This is a genomic window from uncultured Phocaeicola sp. (genome assembly GCF_948499155.1).
GTDB classification, from domain to species: Bacteria; Bacteroidota; Bacteroidia; order Bacteroidales; family Bacteroidaceae; genus Phocaeicola; species Phocaeicola faecalis.
In genome coordinates this window covers 1-19,239 of sequence record NZ_CAOOSE010000040.1, presented here as the reverse complement: position 1 = coordinate 19,239, position 19,239 = coordinate 1, and the positions used below count along the sequence as shown (strand labels likewise).

Annotated in this window: 14 protein-coding genes; 9 read left to right on the top strand and 5 right to left on the bottom strand. The window is 45.6% G+C overall.

Features of this window, described 5'->3' with window-relative positions:
- Window positions 1-11: 11 nt before the first annotated feature.
- The 6 genes from purD to QYT14_RS17840 are packed head-to-tail and all read left to right on the top strand — an operon-like array spanning window position 12 to window position 5,038.
- The gene (gene purD, locus QYT14_RS17865) at window positions 12-1,280 is read left to right on the top strand and encodes a phosphoribosylamine--glycine ligase (protein WP_288325675.1); all 1,269 of its coding nucleotides are present in this window, start codon (window positions 12-14) and stop codon (window positions 1,278-1,280) included.
- Between the two features lie 26 nt (window positions 1,281-1,306).
- Window positions 1,307-2,242 (top strand): hypothetical protein, encoded by a 936-nt coding sequence (locus tag QYT14_RS17860; RefSeq protein WP_237039610.1) that lies wholly within the window; start codon window positions 1,307-1,309, stop codon window positions 2,240-2,242.
- Window positions 2,218-2,685 carry a VTT domain-containing protein gene (locus QYT14_RS17855; RefSeq protein WP_237039611.1) on the top strand — a complete coding sequence of 156 codons (468 nt, stop codon included), beginning with the start codon at window positions 2,218-2,220 and terminating at the stop codon, window positions 2,683-2,685. The genes QYT14_RS17860 and QYT14_RS17855 overlap by 25 nt, the downstream gene beginning before the upstream one ends.
- Before the next feature lie 4 nt (window positions 2,686-2,689).
- The gene (gene mnmD, locus QYT14_RS17850; RefSeq protein ID WP_237039612.1) at window positions 2,690-3,367 is read left to right on the top strand and encodes a tRNA (5-methylaminomethyl-2-thiouridine)(34)-methyltransferase MnmD; all 678 of its coding nucleotides are present in this window, start codon (window positions 2,690-2,692) and stop codon (window positions 3,365-3,367) included.
- Window positions 3,368-3,386: 19 nt separating this feature from the next.
- On the top strand, window positions 3,387-4,244 hold the full coding sequence (locus QYT14_RS17845) for a zinc ABC transporter substrate-binding protein (RefSeq protein ID WP_237039613.1): 858 nt from the start codon (window positions 3,387-3,389) through the stop codon (window positions 4,242-4,244).
- Between the two features lie 8 nt (window positions 4,245-4,252).
- Window positions 4,253-5,038, top strand: a complete 786-nt coding sequence (locus QYT14_RS17840) for a metal ABC transporter ATP-binding protein (RefSeq protein WP_237039614.1) — start codon at window positions 4,253-4,255, stop codon at window positions 5,036-5,038.
- Window positions 5,039-5,098: 60 nt separating this feature from the next.
- Here the strand turns inward: QYT14_RS17840 and QYT14_RS17835 are convergent, their stop codons facing one another.
- Entirely contained in the window at window positions 5,099-7,753 is a 2,655-nt protein-coding gene (locus tag QYT14_RS17835) for a glycoside hydrolase family 3 C-terminal domain-containing protein (protein WP_289307807.1), read from the bottom strand.
- A gap of 247 nt (window positions 7,754-8,000) precedes the next feature.
- Here QYT14_RS17835 and QYT14_RS17830 point away from each other — a divergent pair, with 247 nt between their 5' ends.
- The 3 genes from QYT14_RS17830 to QYT14_RS17820 are packed head-to-tail and all read left to right on the top strand — an operon-like array spanning window position 8,001 to window position 13,634.
- Window positions 8,001-11,399: a DUF2723 domain-containing protein gene (locus tag QYT14_RS17830; RefSeq protein WP_288325677.1), complete on the top strand. Its 3,399-nt coding sequence runs from the start codon at window positions 8,001-8,003 to the stop codon at window positions 11,397-11,399.
- Window positions 11,400-11,414: 15 nt separating this feature from the next.
- Window positions 11,415-12,026 (top strand): polysaccharide deacetylase family protein, encoded by a 612-nt coding sequence (locus QYT14_RS17825; RefSeq protein ID WP_237039617.1) that lies wholly within the window; start codon window positions 11,415-11,417, stop codon window positions 12,024-12,026.
- A 39-nt stretch (window positions 12,027-12,065) separates the two neighbouring features.
- Window positions 12,066-13,634 carry a sulfatase gene (locus tag QYT14_RS17820; RefSeq protein WP_288325678.1) on the top strand — a complete coding sequence of 523 codons (1,569 nt, stop codon included), beginning with the start codon at window positions 12,066-12,068 and terminating at the stop codon, window positions 13,632-13,634.
- Window positions 13,635-13,856: 222 nt separating this feature from the next.
- On the opposite strand, the gene QYT14_RS17815 is transcribed toward QYT14_RS17820, so the two are convergent.
- The 4 genes from QYT14_RS17815 to dacB all read right to left on the bottom strand — a co-directional run bounded on the left by QYT14_RS17815 (window position 13,857) and on the right by dacB (window position 18,599).
- Complete coding sequence (locus QYT14_RS17815) at window positions 13,857-15,029, bottom strand: DUF4861 domain-containing protein (RefSeq protein WP_237039619.1); 1,173 nt, start codon at window positions 15,027-15,029, stop codon at window positions 13,857-13,859.
- Window positions 15,030-15,243: 214 nt separating this feature from the next.
- Window positions 15,244-16,038, bottom strand: coding sequence for a gluconate 5-dehydrogenase (locus QYT14_RS17810; RefSeq protein WP_237039620.1), 795 nt, complete (start codon window positions 16,036-16,038; stop codon window positions 15,244-15,246).
- Between the two features lie 134 nt (window positions 16,039-16,172).
- Window positions 16,173-17,015, bottom strand: a complete 843-nt coding sequence (gene kduI, locus QYT14_RS17805) for a 5-dehydro-4-deoxy-D-glucuronate isomerase (protein ID WP_288325679.1) — start codon at window positions 17,013-17,015, stop codon at window positions 16,173-16,175.
- Between the two features lie 177 nt (window positions 17,016-17,192).
- Window positions 17,193-18,599: a D-alanyl-D-alanine carboxypeptidase/D-alanyl-D-alanine-endopeptidase gene (gene dacB / locus QYT14_RS17800; RefSeq protein WP_288325680.1), complete on the bottom strand. Its 1,407-nt coding sequence runs from the start codon at window positions 18,597-18,599 to the stop codon at window positions 17,193-17,195.
- Window positions 18,600-19,239: the final 640 nt, after the last annotated feature.

Sequence of the window (19,239 nt, the reverse complement as noted above, 5' to 3'; positions counted from 1 at the left end):
AATATCAGAATATGAAACTGTTACTATTAGGCTCAGGCGGACGTGAACACGCCCTGGCATGGAAGATTGCCCAAAGCCCCAAGATTGAGAAACTGTATATAGCTCCGGGAAATGCCGGAACAAGCGAGGTAGGCGAGAATGTAGCTATGAAAGCCGACGACTTTGCAGCCATCAAAGAGTTTGTAGTAAAAAATGATATAAACATGGTAGTAGTGGGTCCTGAAGACCCATTGGTCAAAGGAGTATACGACTACTTCAAAAACGACGAAGCATTGAAGAATATCCCTGTCATCGGCCCGTCAAAGGCAGGTGCCGTATTGGAAGGAAGCAAAGAATTTGCAAAAGAATTCATGCAGCGTCATCACATTCCGACTGCCGGTTATAAGAGCATTACTGCCGCTAACCTGGAAGAAGGTTTGGCATTTCTCGAAACACTGGAAGCTCCGTATGTACTGAAAGCCGACGGACTGTGTGCAGGCAAAGGGGTATTGATTCTGCCTACACTGGAAGAAGCAAAGAAAGAATTGAAAGAAATGCTGAGCGGTATGTTCGGCGATGCTTCCGCCACTGTAGTCATTGAAGAATTCCTGAGTGGTATCGAATGCTCCGTATTCGTTCTGACAGACGGAAAGAACTACAAGATTCTGCCCGAAGCAAAGGACTACAAACGCATAGGTGAAGGCGACAAAGGTTTGAATACCGGTGGTATGGGTAGTATTTCTCCTGTTCCGTTTGCCGATAAGGAATGGATGCAAAAGGTAGAAGACCGCATTATTCGTCCCACTGTGGAAGGGCTCGCTGCCGAAGGTATCGAATACAAGGGTTTCATCTTCTTCGGCCTTATCAATGTAAAAGGTGAACCGATGGTGATTGAATACAACGTCCGCATGGGTGACCCTGAAACAGAAAGTGTCATGCTCCGCATCAAGAGTGACCTGGTAGAACTTTTTGAAGGAGTGGCTGCCGGCAACCTGAATGAGAAGACACTGGAAATAGACCCACGTTCTGCCGTATGTGTCATGTTGGTATCGGGAGGCTATCCCGAACATTACGACAAAGGCTTCGCCATCAATGGACTGGATGCTATCAAAGACAGTATCGTATTCCATGCCGGAACCGCATTGAAAGACGGACGGGTAGTGACTAGCGGCGGACGTGTCATTGCAGTCAGCTCTTATGGTGCTGATAAAGCAGAAGCATTGGCTCAGTCTTTTGCCAATGCCAAAAAGATAGATTTCGAAAAGAAGTATTTCCGTTCGGATATCGGATTCGACCTTTAATAGTGTCATCATTGAAAAAATAATGCATGACAGGCTATAATAAATTCCAAATAGATGTAGCAACGGGAAGGTTAACCCTTCCCGTTGTCATCCTTATATGCCTGTTTTTATGGGGAGCCAGCATCCATTTATGGAGTGAGTTGCTCAGTTTTGTATCGTGTGCGTTGACCGGATACATGATGATTGAAATGAATACAGCTTTCACCCTGATACGAACCCGGACTATGCTGCACGTCAGTCTGTTTGGATTCATCATGTCGGCATGTATGTTTCTCCATCCATTCCATATCTCCAACCTTGTCCCGCCGGCATTTATCATCGCTCTGTTCCAATTATTCCGCAGCTACGAATCCGGACAGGCATCAGGGAGCATCTTTCATGCCTTTTTCTTTATCGGACTCGGTAGCCTTGCCTTTCCGCAATTGTTGTATTTTGCTCCTTTATTCTATATCAGTATGATTAGTTTCCGCTCATTGTCGGCAAAAACATTCTTTGCCGGACTTATCGGACTGATAGTTCCCTATTGGTTTCTCTTTGGCTACACATTCTATTATGATAAAATGGAGTTGTTTTACCACCCACTGCAATCATTGATACAATTCGAGCCTATCCGCTATACCGGTTTTACTCCCAATCAAATTATTTCGTGGGGAACCGTTACACTGATATCACTGATATGCAGCGTGCACTATTTTATGGTCTCCTATTTGGACAAGACACGTACACGTTTGTTCCTCTCATTCCTGATAGCCGTCGAAGCATGGACTTATACATTAGGTTTGTTGCAACCTCAGCACTTCAACGTGTTGCTGCAACTGCAAATCATTATCATGTCCATTTTAGCAGGACATTTATTTACTTTGACCCGTAATCGCTTTTCCGGCATCTTTTTCATCATTACATTTGTTATCCTAATAACATTAGCTATTTATAATTTATGGATGCAATTCTTCAATTCCTGATAGACTGGGGATATTGGGGGCTATTTCTCGGCTCTTTCATAGCCGGCAGTGTTCTTCCTTTCAGTTCGGAAGCTGTATTGGCAGCTTGTGTCGGTCCGCTGGGTTTAGACCCGGTGATAAGTATTGCCGCCGCCACAGCCGGAAACGTATCCGGGGGCATGACCTGCTACTGGATGGGACATTTGGGAAACATGGAATGGATAGAGAAATATTTCCATGTAAAAAAAGAAAAGATGGACCGCGCCGAGAAATTTGTACACGGACGGGGAGCATGGATGGCATTCTTTGCTTTTATCCCTATCTTGGGAAGTGCCATTTCCATCGTACTGGGCATGATGCGTGCTAATATATGGATTGTTATCCTCGCCATGACAGTCGGAAAGGTGCTTCGATATGCATTGTTGGTTTGGGGAGTGCTGGAAGCCTCCGCTTTAATGAAATAATTTTATGGAACTGGAACAGACAGCAGACGGCAGTTATACACTCTATGTGCCTGAGTTGGATGAACATTATCATTCGGTAAAAGGAGCATTGACGGAGTCACAACATATATTCATTGAAATGGGACTGAAGCATTCTCCGGTTGCCGAACCGCGTATTCTCGAGATAGGACTGGGCACAGGTCTGAATGCTTTCCTCACCCTGCTTACTGCAGCGGATATTCGGAAGAAAATATATTATACAGGCATCGAACGGTATCCGTTAAGTGAAGATACCGTACATAAATTGAATTATCCCGGCCTTATAGGAAAAGGACATGAAGAAGATTACTACGCCATTCACCGTGTCGGATGGGGCACGGACGTGGCACTCTCTCCGTGGTTCACACTCCATAAGATAGAAGGGGATTTTACCCGCCTTTTTCATTCGGAAGGAGCAAGACAGACCTCTCTATCCGGTTATGACATTATCTATTTTGATGCGTTTGCACCCGAAAAGCAGCCGGAAATGTGGGAACAGTCTTTATTCAACTCTTTATATGAACTATTAAACAAAGGAGGCATCCTGACCACCTATTGCGCCAAAGGGGTAGTGAGAAGAATGTTGCAGGCAGCCGGATTTACAGTGGAACGTCTTCCGGGACCTCCGGGTGGGAAACGTGAAATATTACGAGCCACTAAATAAACAATCAATAAATGAAAATATGAAACGAATCGCTCTCTTTTTCGTCACTCTGCTTTGCCTGAGTGCTTGCGGCTCCAAGCAGCAACAGCCCGGCAAAGAGACATTAACCGTTACACTCGAGCCGTTGCGATACTTCACGGAAGTCATTGCCGGAGATAAATATAATGTAGTCAGTATGGTTCCTAAGGGCAGCAGCCCGGAGACTTACGACCCTACTCCGCAACAGTTAGTCAATCTAGACAAAAGTACTGCCTACTTACGCATCGGTTACATTGGATTCGAACAAGCATGGATGGATAAATTGACTTCCAACGCCCCGCACCTCAAGGTATTCGATACTTCTAAAGGTATAGACCCTATCTATGAGGAAGAACACGACCATGGCGACCATCATCATGGAGGAGGCATTGAGCCACACATTTGGAACTCCACCCGGAATGCTTCTATAATAGCTGATAACATCTATGCTGCCCTGTGCCAGTTGGACAGTGTCAATGCACCCTATTACAAACATCGTCTGGATAGTTTGCAAGGCATTATCACCCATACAGACAATGAACTTCGCGGACTACTGCAACATGCAGATACCACTTTTCTTATTTATCACCCGGCATTAAGCTATTTCGCCCGCGATTACGGATTAAAACAAATCAGCATCGAAGAAGGAGGAAAAGAACCCTCGCCTGCTCATCTCAAAAATTTAATCGAGACCTGCCGTCGTGACAATGCTCACGTCATTTTTGTACAGCAGGAGTTTGATACACGTAACGCCAAATTGATAGCTGATGAGCTGGGAGTAAATGTAATTCCGATTAATCCGCTAAGCTACGATTGGAAGGAAGAAATGATAAATGTGGCAAAGTCTCTTACCAAATAAAAGTGCTTATGACAAACCATCCTATTATACAACTAACCGATATCTCTGCCGCTTATGATGGAAAGACCGTACTCAGCCGCGTCAACCTGACCGTATATGAGCGTGACTTTCTAGGTGTTATCGGCCCTAACGGAGGCGGAAAGACGACGCTGATTAAATTAATCTTAGGACTACTGAAACCGGTATCGGGCACCATCCGTTTTTATAAAAACGGTAAAGAAGTACCGGAAATAACCATGGGATACCTGCCTCAGTACAACAGCATCGATAAGAAGTTCCCTATTTCGGTATACGAAGTCGTATTGTCCGGTCTCAGCAAACAGAAATCATTGCTACACCGGTATTCTTCGGAACAGCACGAACAAGTCAGACAAATTATCTCCCGTATGGGATTGGAAGGACTGGAAGGGCGTGCTATCGGTGAGCTGAGTGGCGGACAGTTGCAACGGGCACTTCTGGGACGGGCGCTTGTCTCTAATCCGGAAGTAGTGATATTGGACGAGCCGAACACGTATATAGACAAACGCTTTGAAGCAAAACTATACTCTTTATTGGAAGAAATCAATAAAGAACGAGCCATTATCCTGGTAAGCCACGACATCGGTACTGTCTTGCAAAATGTAAAGACAATCGCGTGTGTCAACGAAACACTGGATTACCACCCCGATACGGAAGTTCCCACCGAATGGCTGGAAGAACACTTCGGATGCCCCATCGAGCTGTTGGGACACGGCAATTTCCCCCATCGCATACTGAAATGCCACTGTCACGAAGACAGACAGACTGAAAAGTGATTATAGAAAGGTGTGTCAAAATGATAGCCCGATTTCATTTTGGCACACCTCCTCTTCCTATTACATCTTTACTTTCGTTTTCAAACGGATATCCTTGGAAGAAGCACCTACCCATATCTCAAATTCCCCCGACTCAAACACCCAGTCAGATTTCTTCTCGCTGAAATACTGAAAAGCATCTTTATCCAATGCAACCGAAACACTCTTTGTCTCACCGGGACGAAGGAATACTTTCCGGAAACCTTTTAATTCCTTCAACGGACGTACCTCTTTCGAAACAATATCACGCACATATATCTGAGCCACCTCCGCCCCTCCGTAATCTCCCGTATTCGTTATATTGAAAGAAAGCGTAACCGACTTGTTCTTCTTGTCTATTTCCGCCAACTGCAAATCCGAATACTCGAATGAAGTATAAGACAACCCATAACCAAACGGATAGAGCGGTTCGACCTGTTTCTGGTCATATCCACGGTAGCCCACGAATATTCCTTCATTATAATATACTTTCTTTTCTTTCCGTGTCTCATCATAATTGCCACAGGCCGGAGAATCTTCCCATCTCTTTTCTATCGTAAAAGGCAACTTAGCTGAAGGAACCACCTTTCCCGACAACATCTCGGCAAATGCTCTTCCACCTGCCTGCCCCGGATAAAGCAGATGCACCACTGCCTTTACCCGGTCAATCCACGGACTCATTTTCACACCTCCTCCGGCATGCAGACTGACAATAAGATTCGGATTTACCTCAGCCAACCGATTTATCAGCATATCCTGACCGTAAGGCAGTTCAAACGGACGGTCACGCCCTTCCAACTCGATACTTCCGTCCAAACCGCCACAGAATATCACCACATCTGCCTGACGTGCCAACCGCAAAGCTTCCGAAAAATCCAGATTACCTTTATAATCATATCCCAAACGAATCTCTGCGGGCAAACTCCGCTGGTTCAAGTATTCCAACTTCACATGCAGACGTGTCCCCTTCTGTCCTTCCACTGCCACTTGCCTGCAATCAAAAGACTGGGAAACTGATGCATCCAAGTACATCTTTCCATCAATCCACAAACGATACCCTCCTTGTGCATCGACAAAAAACAGAAGACTGTCATTCCGTTCCACAGGAACATAGCCCTCCCATTCCACACGATAATCCTCACCCAATCCCTCCTTCGGAGTTCCCCACCATGAGAAATCTACATGACGGTCAATTCTTTCCATTACTAAATCTTTATTCGTACTTTCTCCATTGGCAGCAGGCGAAACACCCGAAACACTGTTGGCATTTACTGTCCTTCCCGCTGCTTTCGCCTGTTGCTGAATCAATTTATCGGACAAAGCATTGCCATCCCCCTGCCCCGTTTTATAATATCTTGCCGTCAATCCTTGTTTTCCATCTTCCGTATAAAACTGACAGGAACGAAACAATCTCGGCTTATATGCATTGGATATTCCTTCCGCATACCCCACTTCCGCATTAGGATATTCCGCCTCTATACCCTGCAAGACCGAAGTGACATGCCAAGGATGCACCTTAGAACTGCCGCCACCCCCATAAGTAATGCCGTTTACATTATGCTGCCTGTCCGTCACCAAGTTATAACAGGCGTTAGGTCCGATTACTGCAATCTTAGCCACCTGTTTCAATGGCAATATGTTATCTTCATTCTTCAGCAGAATCATTCCCTCCTTAGCGGCTTCGTACGCCATTCGGTTGGCTTTCGGGTTATAAACAGGAATCGTCGTATCCAACTGCGGACGGTCAAAAAATCCCATTTCGATGCACGTGCCGTAAATCCTGCGTACCTTCTCATTAATAGTCTCTTCCGTCACCACTCCCTGTTCGACAAGAGGCAACAGCTTCTCCCTGACAAACCAGTCGTTACTGCCCATTTCAAGGTCCAGTCCATGATTGGCTGCCTTGTCTGCGGAGTAGGTACATGCCCAATCAGACATCAGCATACCTTTGAATCCCCATTCTTTCTTCAAGATATCAATCAGATATTTATTTTCCGTACAATATACACCATTCACCGGATTGTAACCGGTCATCACCGCTTTCACTCCCGCCTTTTGCACTGCCGCCTTAAATGCCGGAAGATAAATCTCACGCAACGCACGTTCAGACACTTCCGAACTTACTGTATAACGGTCATACTCCTGATCATTGGCTGCAAAATGTTTAACGGTGGCTATTACACCTCTTTCCTGCACTCCCTTAATGAAAGGAACCACCATCTCTGAAGAAAGATAAGGGTCTTCACCCATGTATTCAAAGTTTCGGGCCCCCTTCGAAGCTCTATAAGTATTCACCCCCGGTGCCAAAAGAAAATGAATGCCCCGGGCACGCCATTCCTGTCCGTAACAGTCACCCACCCGGGCTGCCAAGTCCCTATTCCATGACGCTGCCAAAGACAATGCCGACGGGAAGGCTGTAGCTTTGCCAAACAATCCCCATGAAGCAACTCCCAAAGGCCCGTCCGCCAGTTTAAAAGCAGGTATGCCCAATCGTTCACAAGGATGAAGATAGAAATCCTGATAACCTGCCAACAAGTCAATCTTCTCTTCCAGCGTCATCCGCCGAACCAAATCTTCCACTCTCTCCTCCACCGGCAAGTCTGCCCGACGGAAAGGATAATCCTGAGCATTTATCTGCCACACAGAAGTACATAACAAGATGCAACACGCCACAATTACTCTATTCATGAATTTCATATTCTTTAGATTTAATAAGTGCGACCAAATTACAAAAAAAACTCCAACTCTAATCACCAAGCGTCTGTTTTATTGCCTTTACACCTGATTATCGAAGGATAATAAAGAAGTACAAACCGGATGAATTACCCGAAAAAGAGGATAGTTATGACCGCCATAACACTAAATAACAGACATTCAAGCGGTAAATAACTATATCTTTACTATCTTTGCGCTCGTCGAATGTTAACGAAACAAATATAATTTCATGAAACAGTACAAATTAGTAAACAATCTGGTTGGTTGGATTGCTTTTGTCATCGCAGCTATTACTTATTGCATGACCATCGAACCGACAGCCAGTTTTTGGGATTGCCCTGAATTTATCACTACCGGCTACAAACTTGAGGTAGGACACCCCCCCGGCGCACCTTTCTTCATGCTTACCGCAAATTTATTCAGCCAGTTTACCAGTGACCCCAGTCAGGTGGCCCGTATGGTGAACACCATGAGTGCCTTGATGAGTGCGGCGTGTATCTTATTCCTGTTTTGGAGTATTACATACCTCGTAAAAAAGTTGGTGTGCCCCGATGACAACGAAATGACATTGGGCAAACTTATTACCATCATGGGGTCGGGCCTTGTAGGAGCCTTGGCTTATACCTGGAGCGATACCTTCTGGTTCAGTGCTGTAGAGGGTGAAGTATATGCCTACTCCAGCCTGTTCACCGCAGTCGTATTCTGGCTTATCCTGAAGTGGGAAAGTGTGGCAAACGAGCCTCACAGTGACCGTTGGCTGATTCTGATTGCCTATCTGACAGGACTTTCCATTGGTGTGCACTTGCTTAACTTGCTGTGTATCCCTGCCATTGTATTGGTTTACTATTACAAAAAGAATCCTGACGCCAATCTGAAAGGCAGTCTGCTTGCCTTAGCCGGATCGATGGTACTGGTGGCTGCCGTGCTTTATGGCATCGTACCGGGTGTAGTGAAAGTGGGCGGCTGGTTTGAGTTGCTGTTTGTCAACGGACTGGGTATGCCTTTCAACAGTGGATTGATTGTCTACATTATCTTATTGGCAGCCTCCATCATTTGGGGCGTATACGAAAGTTATGTGGAGAAGAGCCGCAAACGCATGAACATCGCTTTCCTCACCACTATCGCCATGCTGGGCATTCCGTTTTACGGATATGGATGGAGCAGTGCTTTTATCGGCATTATCATTTTAGCGGCATTGGGTATTTATCTATTTGCCAAACTGGACAAGAAATACCAAATCAGTGCACGCACGCTCAATACCTCTTTACTCTGCATCATGATGATTATGGTAGGTTATTCATCGTATGCGCTCATTGTGATTCGTTCCACAGCCAATACACCGATGGACCAGAACTCACCGGAAGATATCTTCACGCTGGGCGAATACCTCGGCCGCGAACAATACGGAACCCGTCCTTTGTTCTACGGACAGGCTTATACCTCAAAACCGGCACTCAAAGAAGTGGACGGCGGATGCGTGTATGATGTGACGGAAGGAGCTCCGATATATCAACGGAAAGAAAAAGCTACTCCCGACGAAAAAGACAGCTACGAAGTGGTTCGTCATAAAACAGAATATAAGTATGCACAGAATATGCTGTTCCCGCGTATGTACAGCGAGGCACATGCACAGTCATACGAAGACTGGCTGGGCGGAGTGGAAGGTACACAAGTGCCTTACGACCAATGCGGACAGATGATGATGGTAAAAGTCCCCACCCAATGGGACAACATCAAGTTCTTCTTCTCTTATCAAGTGAACTTCATGTATTGGAGATACTTCATGTGGAACTTTGCCGGACGCCAGAATGACATTCAGGGACAAGGAGAGATAGAACACGGAAACTGGATTACCGGTATTCCGCCTGTCGACAAATTCCTGGTAGGCGACCAAAGCCTGCTCCCCTCCGACCTGAAGAACAATAAAGGACATAATGTATTCTACTGTCTGCCTCTTTTGCTCGGACTTATCGGTCTGTTCTGGCAGGCTTACAAGGTGAGACGCATCACCACGCCGGACGGAAAAATAATCTACGAGCCAATCGGTATCCAACAGTTCTGGATTGTATTCTTCCTGTTCTTTATGACCGGTCTTGCCATTGTGCTCTACCTCAACCAGACCCCCCTTCAACCCCGTGAACGCGACTATGCCTATGCCGGTTCGTTCTATGCTTTTGCCATCTGGATTGGTATGGGTGTGGCAGGTATCTCTGAATGGTTACAGAAAAAAATCGGTGAAAAGCCGGCCTCTATCCTTGCGACAGTAGTTTGCTTGTTCGTGCCTATCCAAATGGTAAGCCAGACTTGGGACGACCACGACCGCAGCAACCGCTACGTGGCACGCGACTTCGGCCAAAACTATTTGAGCACTGTACAGGAAGAAGGCAACCCGATTATCTTCACCAACGGTGACAACGATACCTTCCCATTGTGGTATAATCAGGAGACAGAAGGTTTCCGCACCGATGTGCGTGTCTGCAACCTGAGTTACCTGCAAACAGACTGGTACATTGACCAGATGAAGCGTCAGGCATACGATTCGCCTGCCGTACCTATCGACTGGAGTCGTCTGGAATATGTGCAGGGGCATAACGAAGCAGTTGCCATCCGTCCCGAAGTGATGGAAAGCATCAAGAACTTCTATAAACAAAACCCCGAAGATGCTGCAAAAGAGTTCGGAGACAATCCTTATGAGCTGAAGAATATCCTGAAATACTGGGTACGCTCCCCGAAAGAAGGTCTGCAGATGATTCCTACAGACAGCATTGTCATCAAACTGGACAAAGAAGCCATCAAACGCTCGGGCATGATGATTCCCGACTCATTGCATGGTGAGATACCCGAATATATGAATATCTCGCTGAAAGGCAAACGTATGCTTTACAAGAGCGAACTGATGATGCTCGAAATGTTGGCGAATACCAATTGGGAACGTCCGCTGTACATGGCTATCACTGTGGGCAGCGACAATCATCTGAACTTAGGCAACAACTTCATACAGGAAGGTCTTGCCTACCGCATCACTCCGTTCAATACCACAGCACTCAATGCACGTATCGATTCGGAAAAGATGTATGACAACCTGATGAACAAGTTCAAGTTCGGCGGTATCGACAATCCCGATATCTATATTGACGAGACAGTCATGCGCATGTGCCTGACACACCGCCGTATGTTTATCCAACTTGCCAGCCAACTGATAAAGGAAGGCAAGAAAGACAAAGCACTGGAAGTTCTCGACTATAGTCTGAAAGTAATTCCCAGCACAACCGTGCCCCATGATTATATCATGAGCAGCTCGAAAGAAATGGCAGACGATTATCTGGCCTTGGGCGAAACAGAAAAAGCAGAAGCCATCCTGAGCGACCTGGCAAACAAGGCAGTGGAATATATCAGCTGGTATCTGAGCCTTGACGACCAACGCTTGGCCAATTCGTATGAAGAGTGTGTCCGCAACTTCTATATTCTGGACGAACTCAACAAAGCTTTGGCACGTTGCAATGCCGCAAGCGGTGTGGAAAGCGAAGGCGAACAGAAACCGAAATCGGATATGTCTGCCCACTATACCAAGAAGTTTGAAGAACTTTACGAAGTATTCAACAACCGCGTAGGTGGAAAAAGAAAATAAAAAGCACACACGCTTATGTTAATAGAACAACCGCCACTGATACTCCGCATGCTCTATCCACGCGCCTTTTGGCGCATGGATAAGCATGTAAAAGCGGTCTATCTTACATTTGATGACGGACCCATTCCTGAAATCACACCGTGGGTACTCGACTTATTGGACAAGTATAATATCAAAGCCACTTTCTTTTTGGTAGGCGATAATGTACGCAAGCATCCCGAAGAGTTTAAAATGATAGTAGACCGCGGACATCGGTTGGGCAATCATACTTTTAACCACATCCGCGGATTTGAATACCGGAGCGATAATTATCTGGCCAACACCGACAAGGCAAACGAACTGATTCACACCAACCTGTTCCGACCGCCACACGGACACATGCGCTGGATGCAATATATGGTGCTCCGGCATAAATACCAAATAGTAATGTGGGACCTCGTTACCCGCGATTACAGCAAACGGCTGAACGGACGGCAAGTGTTGCGCAAAGTCAAGCACTATGTGCGCAATGGTTCCATCATCACCTTTCACGATTCGATTAAAGCGGAAAAGAACATGAAATATGCATTGCCAAGAGCCATTGAATGGTTGTTGGAACAAGGATATGAATTCAAGGTTTTCGACTGACCGCCGGTCGAAAACTATCCAAACAAAAAACACAAGAACATGATGAAAAGAAAAACACTTCAATTACTGACCGGCGCATTGCTTTGCCAACCATTATCGGCAGGAGAGCTCCAAGCGCAAGAACAAGACAAAGAACGTCCCAATATCCTGTTTATTCTCTCCGACGACCACACCTCACAGGCATGGGGAGTGTACGGAGGTATATTGGCTCCGTATGTAAAGAACGACAATATCAAACGCCTCGCCGATGAAGGATGCGTGCTGGATAACTGCTTTTGCACCAATTCTATCTCCGCCCCCAGCCGGGCCACTATCCTGACAGGCGCTTACAGTCACATCAACGGAGTAAGGACACTGGAAGACAGCTTCGACCGTAATCAGGACAATATCGCCAAACAAATGCAGGCAGGCGGCTATCAAACAGCTCTTTTCGGCAAATGGCACCTCAAGACACAACCCTCCGGCTTCGACACCTTCAGCGTGTTCCATGACCAAGGAGAATACATCAATCCGCTTTTCAAAACAGCCGACAACTGGAAAGATGATACGGAAGAACGTAGTGGCATAGAAGAGAAAGGCTTCTCAACCGACTTGGTGACAGACAAATGTATCCAATGGATGGAAGAACGCAACACCGATAAACCGTTTATGCTTTGCTGCCATTTTAAAGCAACCCATGAGCCATGGGATTTCCCCGAACGCATGAAACATCTATATGATGATGTAACCTTTCCCGAACCGGACACCATGATGGAATTCGATACCATTGCTTCGGGACGTACTTTCACCGGACGTCAACTTGAAAATATGGGTTGGCGATGGGAACAGGCATCCAAAGGCCCGTGGTGGTGCCAATATCCGGAACTCCCCTTCAGCACCGAAGGCATGGACAGCATTTCCGCCCGAAAGAAGATATATCAGAAAATGATAAAAGACTATCTGCGCTGCGGCGCCACCATCGACGACAATATAGGCCGTCTGCTCCGCTATCTGGACGAAAAAGGACTGGCAAAGAATACCATTGTCATTTATGTATCAGACCAAGGATATTTCTTGGGAGAACATGGATTCTTTGATAAACGAATGATGTATGAAGAACCGCTCCGTATGCCGTTTGTCATCCGTTATCCAAAGGAAATACCCGCCGGCACACGCAACAAGGATATTATCCTGAACACAGACTTTGCAGCCATGCTTGCCGATTATGCACACGTAAAGGCTCCAGACAAATCGCAAGGACAAAGTTTCCGCAACAACCTTGCCGGAAAAACATCCGACCATTGGCGCAAAGATATGTACTATCGTTATTGGACACACCACACCATTCGCCCGGCACACATCGGTATCCGCAATGAACGCTATAAACTTATGTTCCTTTACGGAAACAGGTTGGATGCCACCGGTTCGGACGATACTCCGACTGCTCCGTCGTGGGAATTCTATGACTTACAGAAAGACCCGCACGAGAATCACAACGCATATAAGGATGCCGAGTATGCTCCGGTTATCAAAGAAATGAAGGCACGCTTGCTGGAACTGAGGAAAGAGGCAAATGACGAAGACAAGAAATCGGAAGTGATGCAGGAAATAATCAAAAAGAACTTTTAAGATACAACAAAAGAAAGAAAGAAAGGGACTGTGAGAATTCCATAAGGAAGAGTAAGCAGTTCCTTACCGAAAACTAAGGCTTTTCGGGACGTAATAATCCGCATAGGAAACCAATCATCATTCTTCGTTTCATCATCGTATTCCGGTTATTCAATAAAAAGAAAAAGTTACCTTAAAGCACACGGCTTTTCAGGTAACTTTTTAATCATCCACTATATTCTTTTACTTCACAGTCACTGTCAATGGGTTACGCACCTGCTGAGCAAAGTTCTCCAAATACTTCGTCCATTCGGTATCGGCTGCAAAACCATATTTGCTCCAGCCCGAACCCCAATAGTAAACATATTCAGTTCCCGGCTCATAATCGCTGATACCCAACACATGTCCGAGAGCACCGCCATGTTCTTTCCTTTCTGTTTCAGGGAAGAACTGCGCTTTTGCAGCATTCAGGCTGGCAGGAAATACAGCACCCACATAAATAATACCGTTATTGTTTCTCGGATTCTGGGTAGAATCGGCATAAGCAATATACCCGGCATTGGAATCGAAAGAATATCCCGTCGGGTTTTCTTTATGAATAACGATACCGGCCACAATAGGAGTCACTTCCTTCAAATCAGTATACGAAATCACTGTTTTGTTCAACTGTGAACCTTTATCCAAAGAAATGACACGAGTTTCCACCACATTGCTATCTCCTTTTATAATCAATGGATTATAAACCAATTTTGCCGTGAAACGGAGCGGACCATTGTCCAGCACCTCACATTCTTTCCAGCAATACGGATAAGCAATGGTGCTATCGGGGAACAAAGCAGCTGTACCGCCGCCCAATGTAGGCCCTACTGCATACACATCCATACCGTTTCCGTGGTCTACATGATAAGAGATATTCCTATTCAGCTCACCGTCATAACGGTCTTCCACCACCGGTTCGGGCACACGTTTGGTAAATACGTCATAACCATAAGCCCTCTCTCCGGTTGCCTGAAGTGCAGGACCATAAGCACGGTAAGCGGCACGGTCGTTTTCCCAAGCAATATCATCTACACGCTCAGGATAAACACGACCGCAGGAAATGACATCCACCGGTTGCGGATTACCCGGTTTAATAGTATAAGTGGCTGTAGAAGATGCCTTTACCGAGGTCGGGAAAATAAGCATATCATTATAAGTGACCTGATAAGGAACTTCCAGGTCGTTTTCATCCAATACAATTACTTGCGCCGTATCCGGCAATTGCAACTTAGATGAAATCTCCGCCATAGATACTTCCACCATCTCACCGCTACGGTCCATAGCCAAAGGATTAGTGACAGTTACAGTAACCGGCTGCTGTTGTGAACAAGAACACAACGAACATGCCGCTGCCACTACTAAAAAGATTTTCTTCATATTATCTATTTAATGAAAGGAGAATGGGGTTGTGTCAAAACGTGGATAATGCTGTCGTTTCGTTCGTAGGGGCGAGGTTCGCTCGCCCGAAAACAGTTTACTTTGTGTCTTCGGGCAGGCAAACCCTGCCCCTACAGCTGACGATTGGATAGGCTGGTTTAGTTTTGACACACTCCCATCCGTACCTGAAAATAACCCTTTCCGGGCATTTATATTATTTGGGTTGTTTACCGATATAAGCCAAAATACCACCGTCAACGTAAAGCACATGACCGTTGACAAAGTCAGAAGCATCTGATGCCAGGAACACAGCAGGACCCTGCAAATCTTCGGGAGTTCCCCAACGTGCAGCCGGAGTCTTGGCGATGATGAACTGGTCGAACGGATGACGTGAGCCATCAGCCTGAAGTTCACGCAACGGAGCTGTTTGAGGAGTAGCGATGTAACCCGGGCCGATACCGTTACACTGAATATTGTACTCACCGTATTCAGAAGCAATGTTACGGGTCAACATCTTCAAGCCACCTTTAGCGGCTGCATAAGCAGATACAGTTTCACGTCCCAGTTCACTCATCATAGAGCAGATATTGATAATCTTTCCATGACCTTTTTTAATCATACCGGGGATAACGGCTTTAGATACGATAAACGGAGCATTCAAGTCAACGTCGATAACCTGGCGGAATTCTGCTGCGCTCATATCACACATCGGGATACGTTTGATAATACCTGCATTGTTTACAAGAATATCGATAACGCCTACTTCTTTTTCTACCTGTGCCACCAAAGCGTTCACTTGCTCTTCGTTGGTAACGTCACATATATAACCGAAAGCCTTAATGCCTTTTTCCTTATAAGCAGCCAAACCTTTGTCTACCAATTCCTGCTTGATATCGTTGAAAACGATAGTAGCACCAGCAGCAGCAAACGCTGATGCAATAGCAAAACCAATTCCGTAAGAAGCACCTGTTACGAGAGCTACCTTACCTTCCAATGAAAAATTCACCATAGTAATTAATTTAATGTTTTAGTATAATAATTTATTTCTTGTATTCTCTTATCCATTACGACGCCCAAAGGTAATAAAAAACTTCCGTTATCGCACACAAAACGTTTAATAAAACTCTTTTCCGTCTTACTTTCTTATTTTAAATCTGTTATCAGAGAAAAGTCCTGGTCTCCATAATCAAGATTTTCGCCACCCATTCCCCAAATAAAGGTATAATTATGCGTAGCAGCAGCACTGTGAATAGACCATTCGGGAGACAGTACAGCCTGCTCTCCTTTCATCCACACATGCCGTGTCTCGTCCACTTCCCCCATAAAATGACAGACAGCATGTTCCTCGGGAACCTCAAAATAGAAATAGGCTTCCATGCGACGGCTGTGTACATGTGCCGGCATAGTATTCCATACGCTTCCCGGTTTCAATTCTGTCATTCCCATCTGCAACTGGCAAGTGGGCAACACCTGACTGACCAACATCTTGTTGATGCAACGATGGTTAGATCCCTCCAACGAACCCATTTCTGCAACGATGGCATCTGCCTTAGTAACCTTTTTATCGGGATAATTACGATGTGCGGTAGTAGAGTTGAAATAAAACTTGGCGGGCCGGCAGACGTCTTTACTTTCAAAAGACACTTCACGGTCTCCCGCTCCCAGATAGAGCGCCTCTTTATAATCCAATTCAAACACGGCATCACCGGCTTTTACTATACCGGGGCCTCCCACATTGAATATACCCATTTCGCGGCGGGTTAGAAAATAAGGAGCTTTCAAAGGCTCGATAGCTTCGAGTTTCAGTACTTCACCTACGGGTTGGGCTCCCCCTACCACCATACGGTCGTACATAGAATATACTATATTTACCTCATTATCCGAAAAAACCTTTTCTATCAGAAAGTCGCGACGTATCCTTGCGGTATCATAGCGCTTGGCATCTTCGGGATGAGCGGCATAGCGGATTTCATAATTTGTTTTCATACGCTATTTTATGTGTTTTATGGTATTCTTTTGATTTCTACTTGGGCAAAGTTACAAAACATTCACAGCTTCAAGATACAGTAATCGTTCAGAAAAGGTGTAAATTTTGTCCATCCTGTCGCAAAAACACTTTCACTTACCCTTAAATGCGCTGCCCTGCAGACAGGAACCCCCATATTAGCGAGAAAGAATATCGCAAACTTTATCTTGGAAAGCACGCGCACGGCTTAATTTCAGCACATTCTGATTAATGATAACGAAAGCCAGTTGATGTCCGTCAGCCCCTTTCACATATCCGGCCAAAGAACTCACTCCGGTCACCGAGCCGGTCTTGGCACGAACATTCCCCCGGGCCTTGGTTTGCTTCATACGGTATTGCAATGTGCCGTCCACTCCGGCAATGGGAAGAGCATCATACAACGGCAAAAAGATATCCCGATGATAATAGGCATACTTCAAATACTCCAACAATAGCCGCGGAGAGATATAATTATATAAGGATACCCCGCTACCATCGGCTATTTTATAATAATCAGGATTAAAGCCAAGTACATCCTTCATAAAACCGGCAATGGCCTCCGTTCCGTCACCGGCAGTCACCCGGTTGTGTGAGGCATGTTTGGCGGCAAGATGATAAAACATGGATTCGGCACACAAGTTATCACTCTTCTTCAAAGCACGTTCCAACACTTGTTTGATAGGCCTCCTGATGGTATAAAGAGTTGCAATACTGTCACTGGCGGTGGGACAATCAGCATAAGTATGCACACCGGAGGTAATTCCCTTCTCTTCCAAACGTTGGATAAACGTATGGAAAAGAAAATCCTTGGAAGTATAAATATTCACTTGCCCTGTGTATGGCCCGGATACGTTGCCCGAAACCGTTATCACATTACCATTGGAAAGCCAGTTGCGGGTGATTTCCAATTTCCCTGCCTGCGGGTTACGGCTCACTGCCCGATTACAAACCCGGTAATAATCTGAAACCGGAGTACAACGCACTGTCGGCAAAGAATCTTTCTGAGCAGGTGAAACAGACACATCCACACAACCGCGATTCAGCATCAGAGGAGAAAGATAAGGCTGAAATGAATAAGGAGTATCATCCCACGACCACCCCGGTCCCCAATATACGGAATCCATCATCGAGACATCGGCAGCAATGGTATCCGTCACATACCGGATACCCTGCGCTTCCACCGCCGCCACGAGGCTATCCAGGTCTTCATCCATCAGCTCCGGGTCAAAGCCCCCTATCAGATAAAGATTCCCTTTCAGTGTATCATTCTCTATTTTCCCGGTATAGCGAAGATGGGTATCCATTGTATAATCTGCCCCAAGACGGGCAAGCGCTGTGACAGAAGTAATCACCTTCTCAATGGAAGCAGGGCGATACAGTTTCTCATCCTGATACCGATAAAGAGATTCACCCATGGTCAGGTCGAAGACCGTGATACCAACTTCGGAAGTTTTCAGGATTTCGTCGTTCAGCAAAGCATCCAGCCTTTGGGAAACAGGTTGGCTCTGGGCATAAATAACACAAATAGTCAAGTTCAGTAATAAAAATAATACGGCTCGTTTCATTGATAGATGTATTTCCAAGAATAAAATTCATTCTAAGCTTGTTTAAAACAGGGTGGCAATATATAACAAAAGCATGGAACCTGCAAGAAAGAAAGCGAAAATCTGTTTCTCCCTTCCTCCTTTCATTAGTTGTTGAAACGCCCTGTTAATGGGGCTTCCGGTAGTGAATGGACATTCCGTATTGTCGTTTCAGCCTCCTTTCATCTGTAAAACTTCTTCCGGCTTTTGAACTTTTTCGATAATACTTTACGGTAGGAGCGGACCCATGTGTCCGCCCAATGACCCCAATAACTTAAAGTGAACTGTTCTCGGGCAGACACATGGGTCTGCCCCTACAGAAAACGGCAGGCTGAAAAGAGGTGTAGAAAGTACACAAGGGAATTGCTGAAGGCAGATTGTGAAGGGACTCGGAAAGCGCGGCTGAAGGGAGGATGAGGGAATGTGCTGTCATTCTTAACCGATTGATTATGTGAGTGTTTTAATTAAAATGTAAGGATGAACGGAAAAGAAGGATGACCGGCTTAATGAGGGGATGATGCAATCTGCCCCTACATGAAAAACATACCGAGCTTTATTAAAAAGATGCCGAGCTTTTCTGAAAACACAACGAGCTTTTTAAAAAAGACTTTGAGGTTTTTTT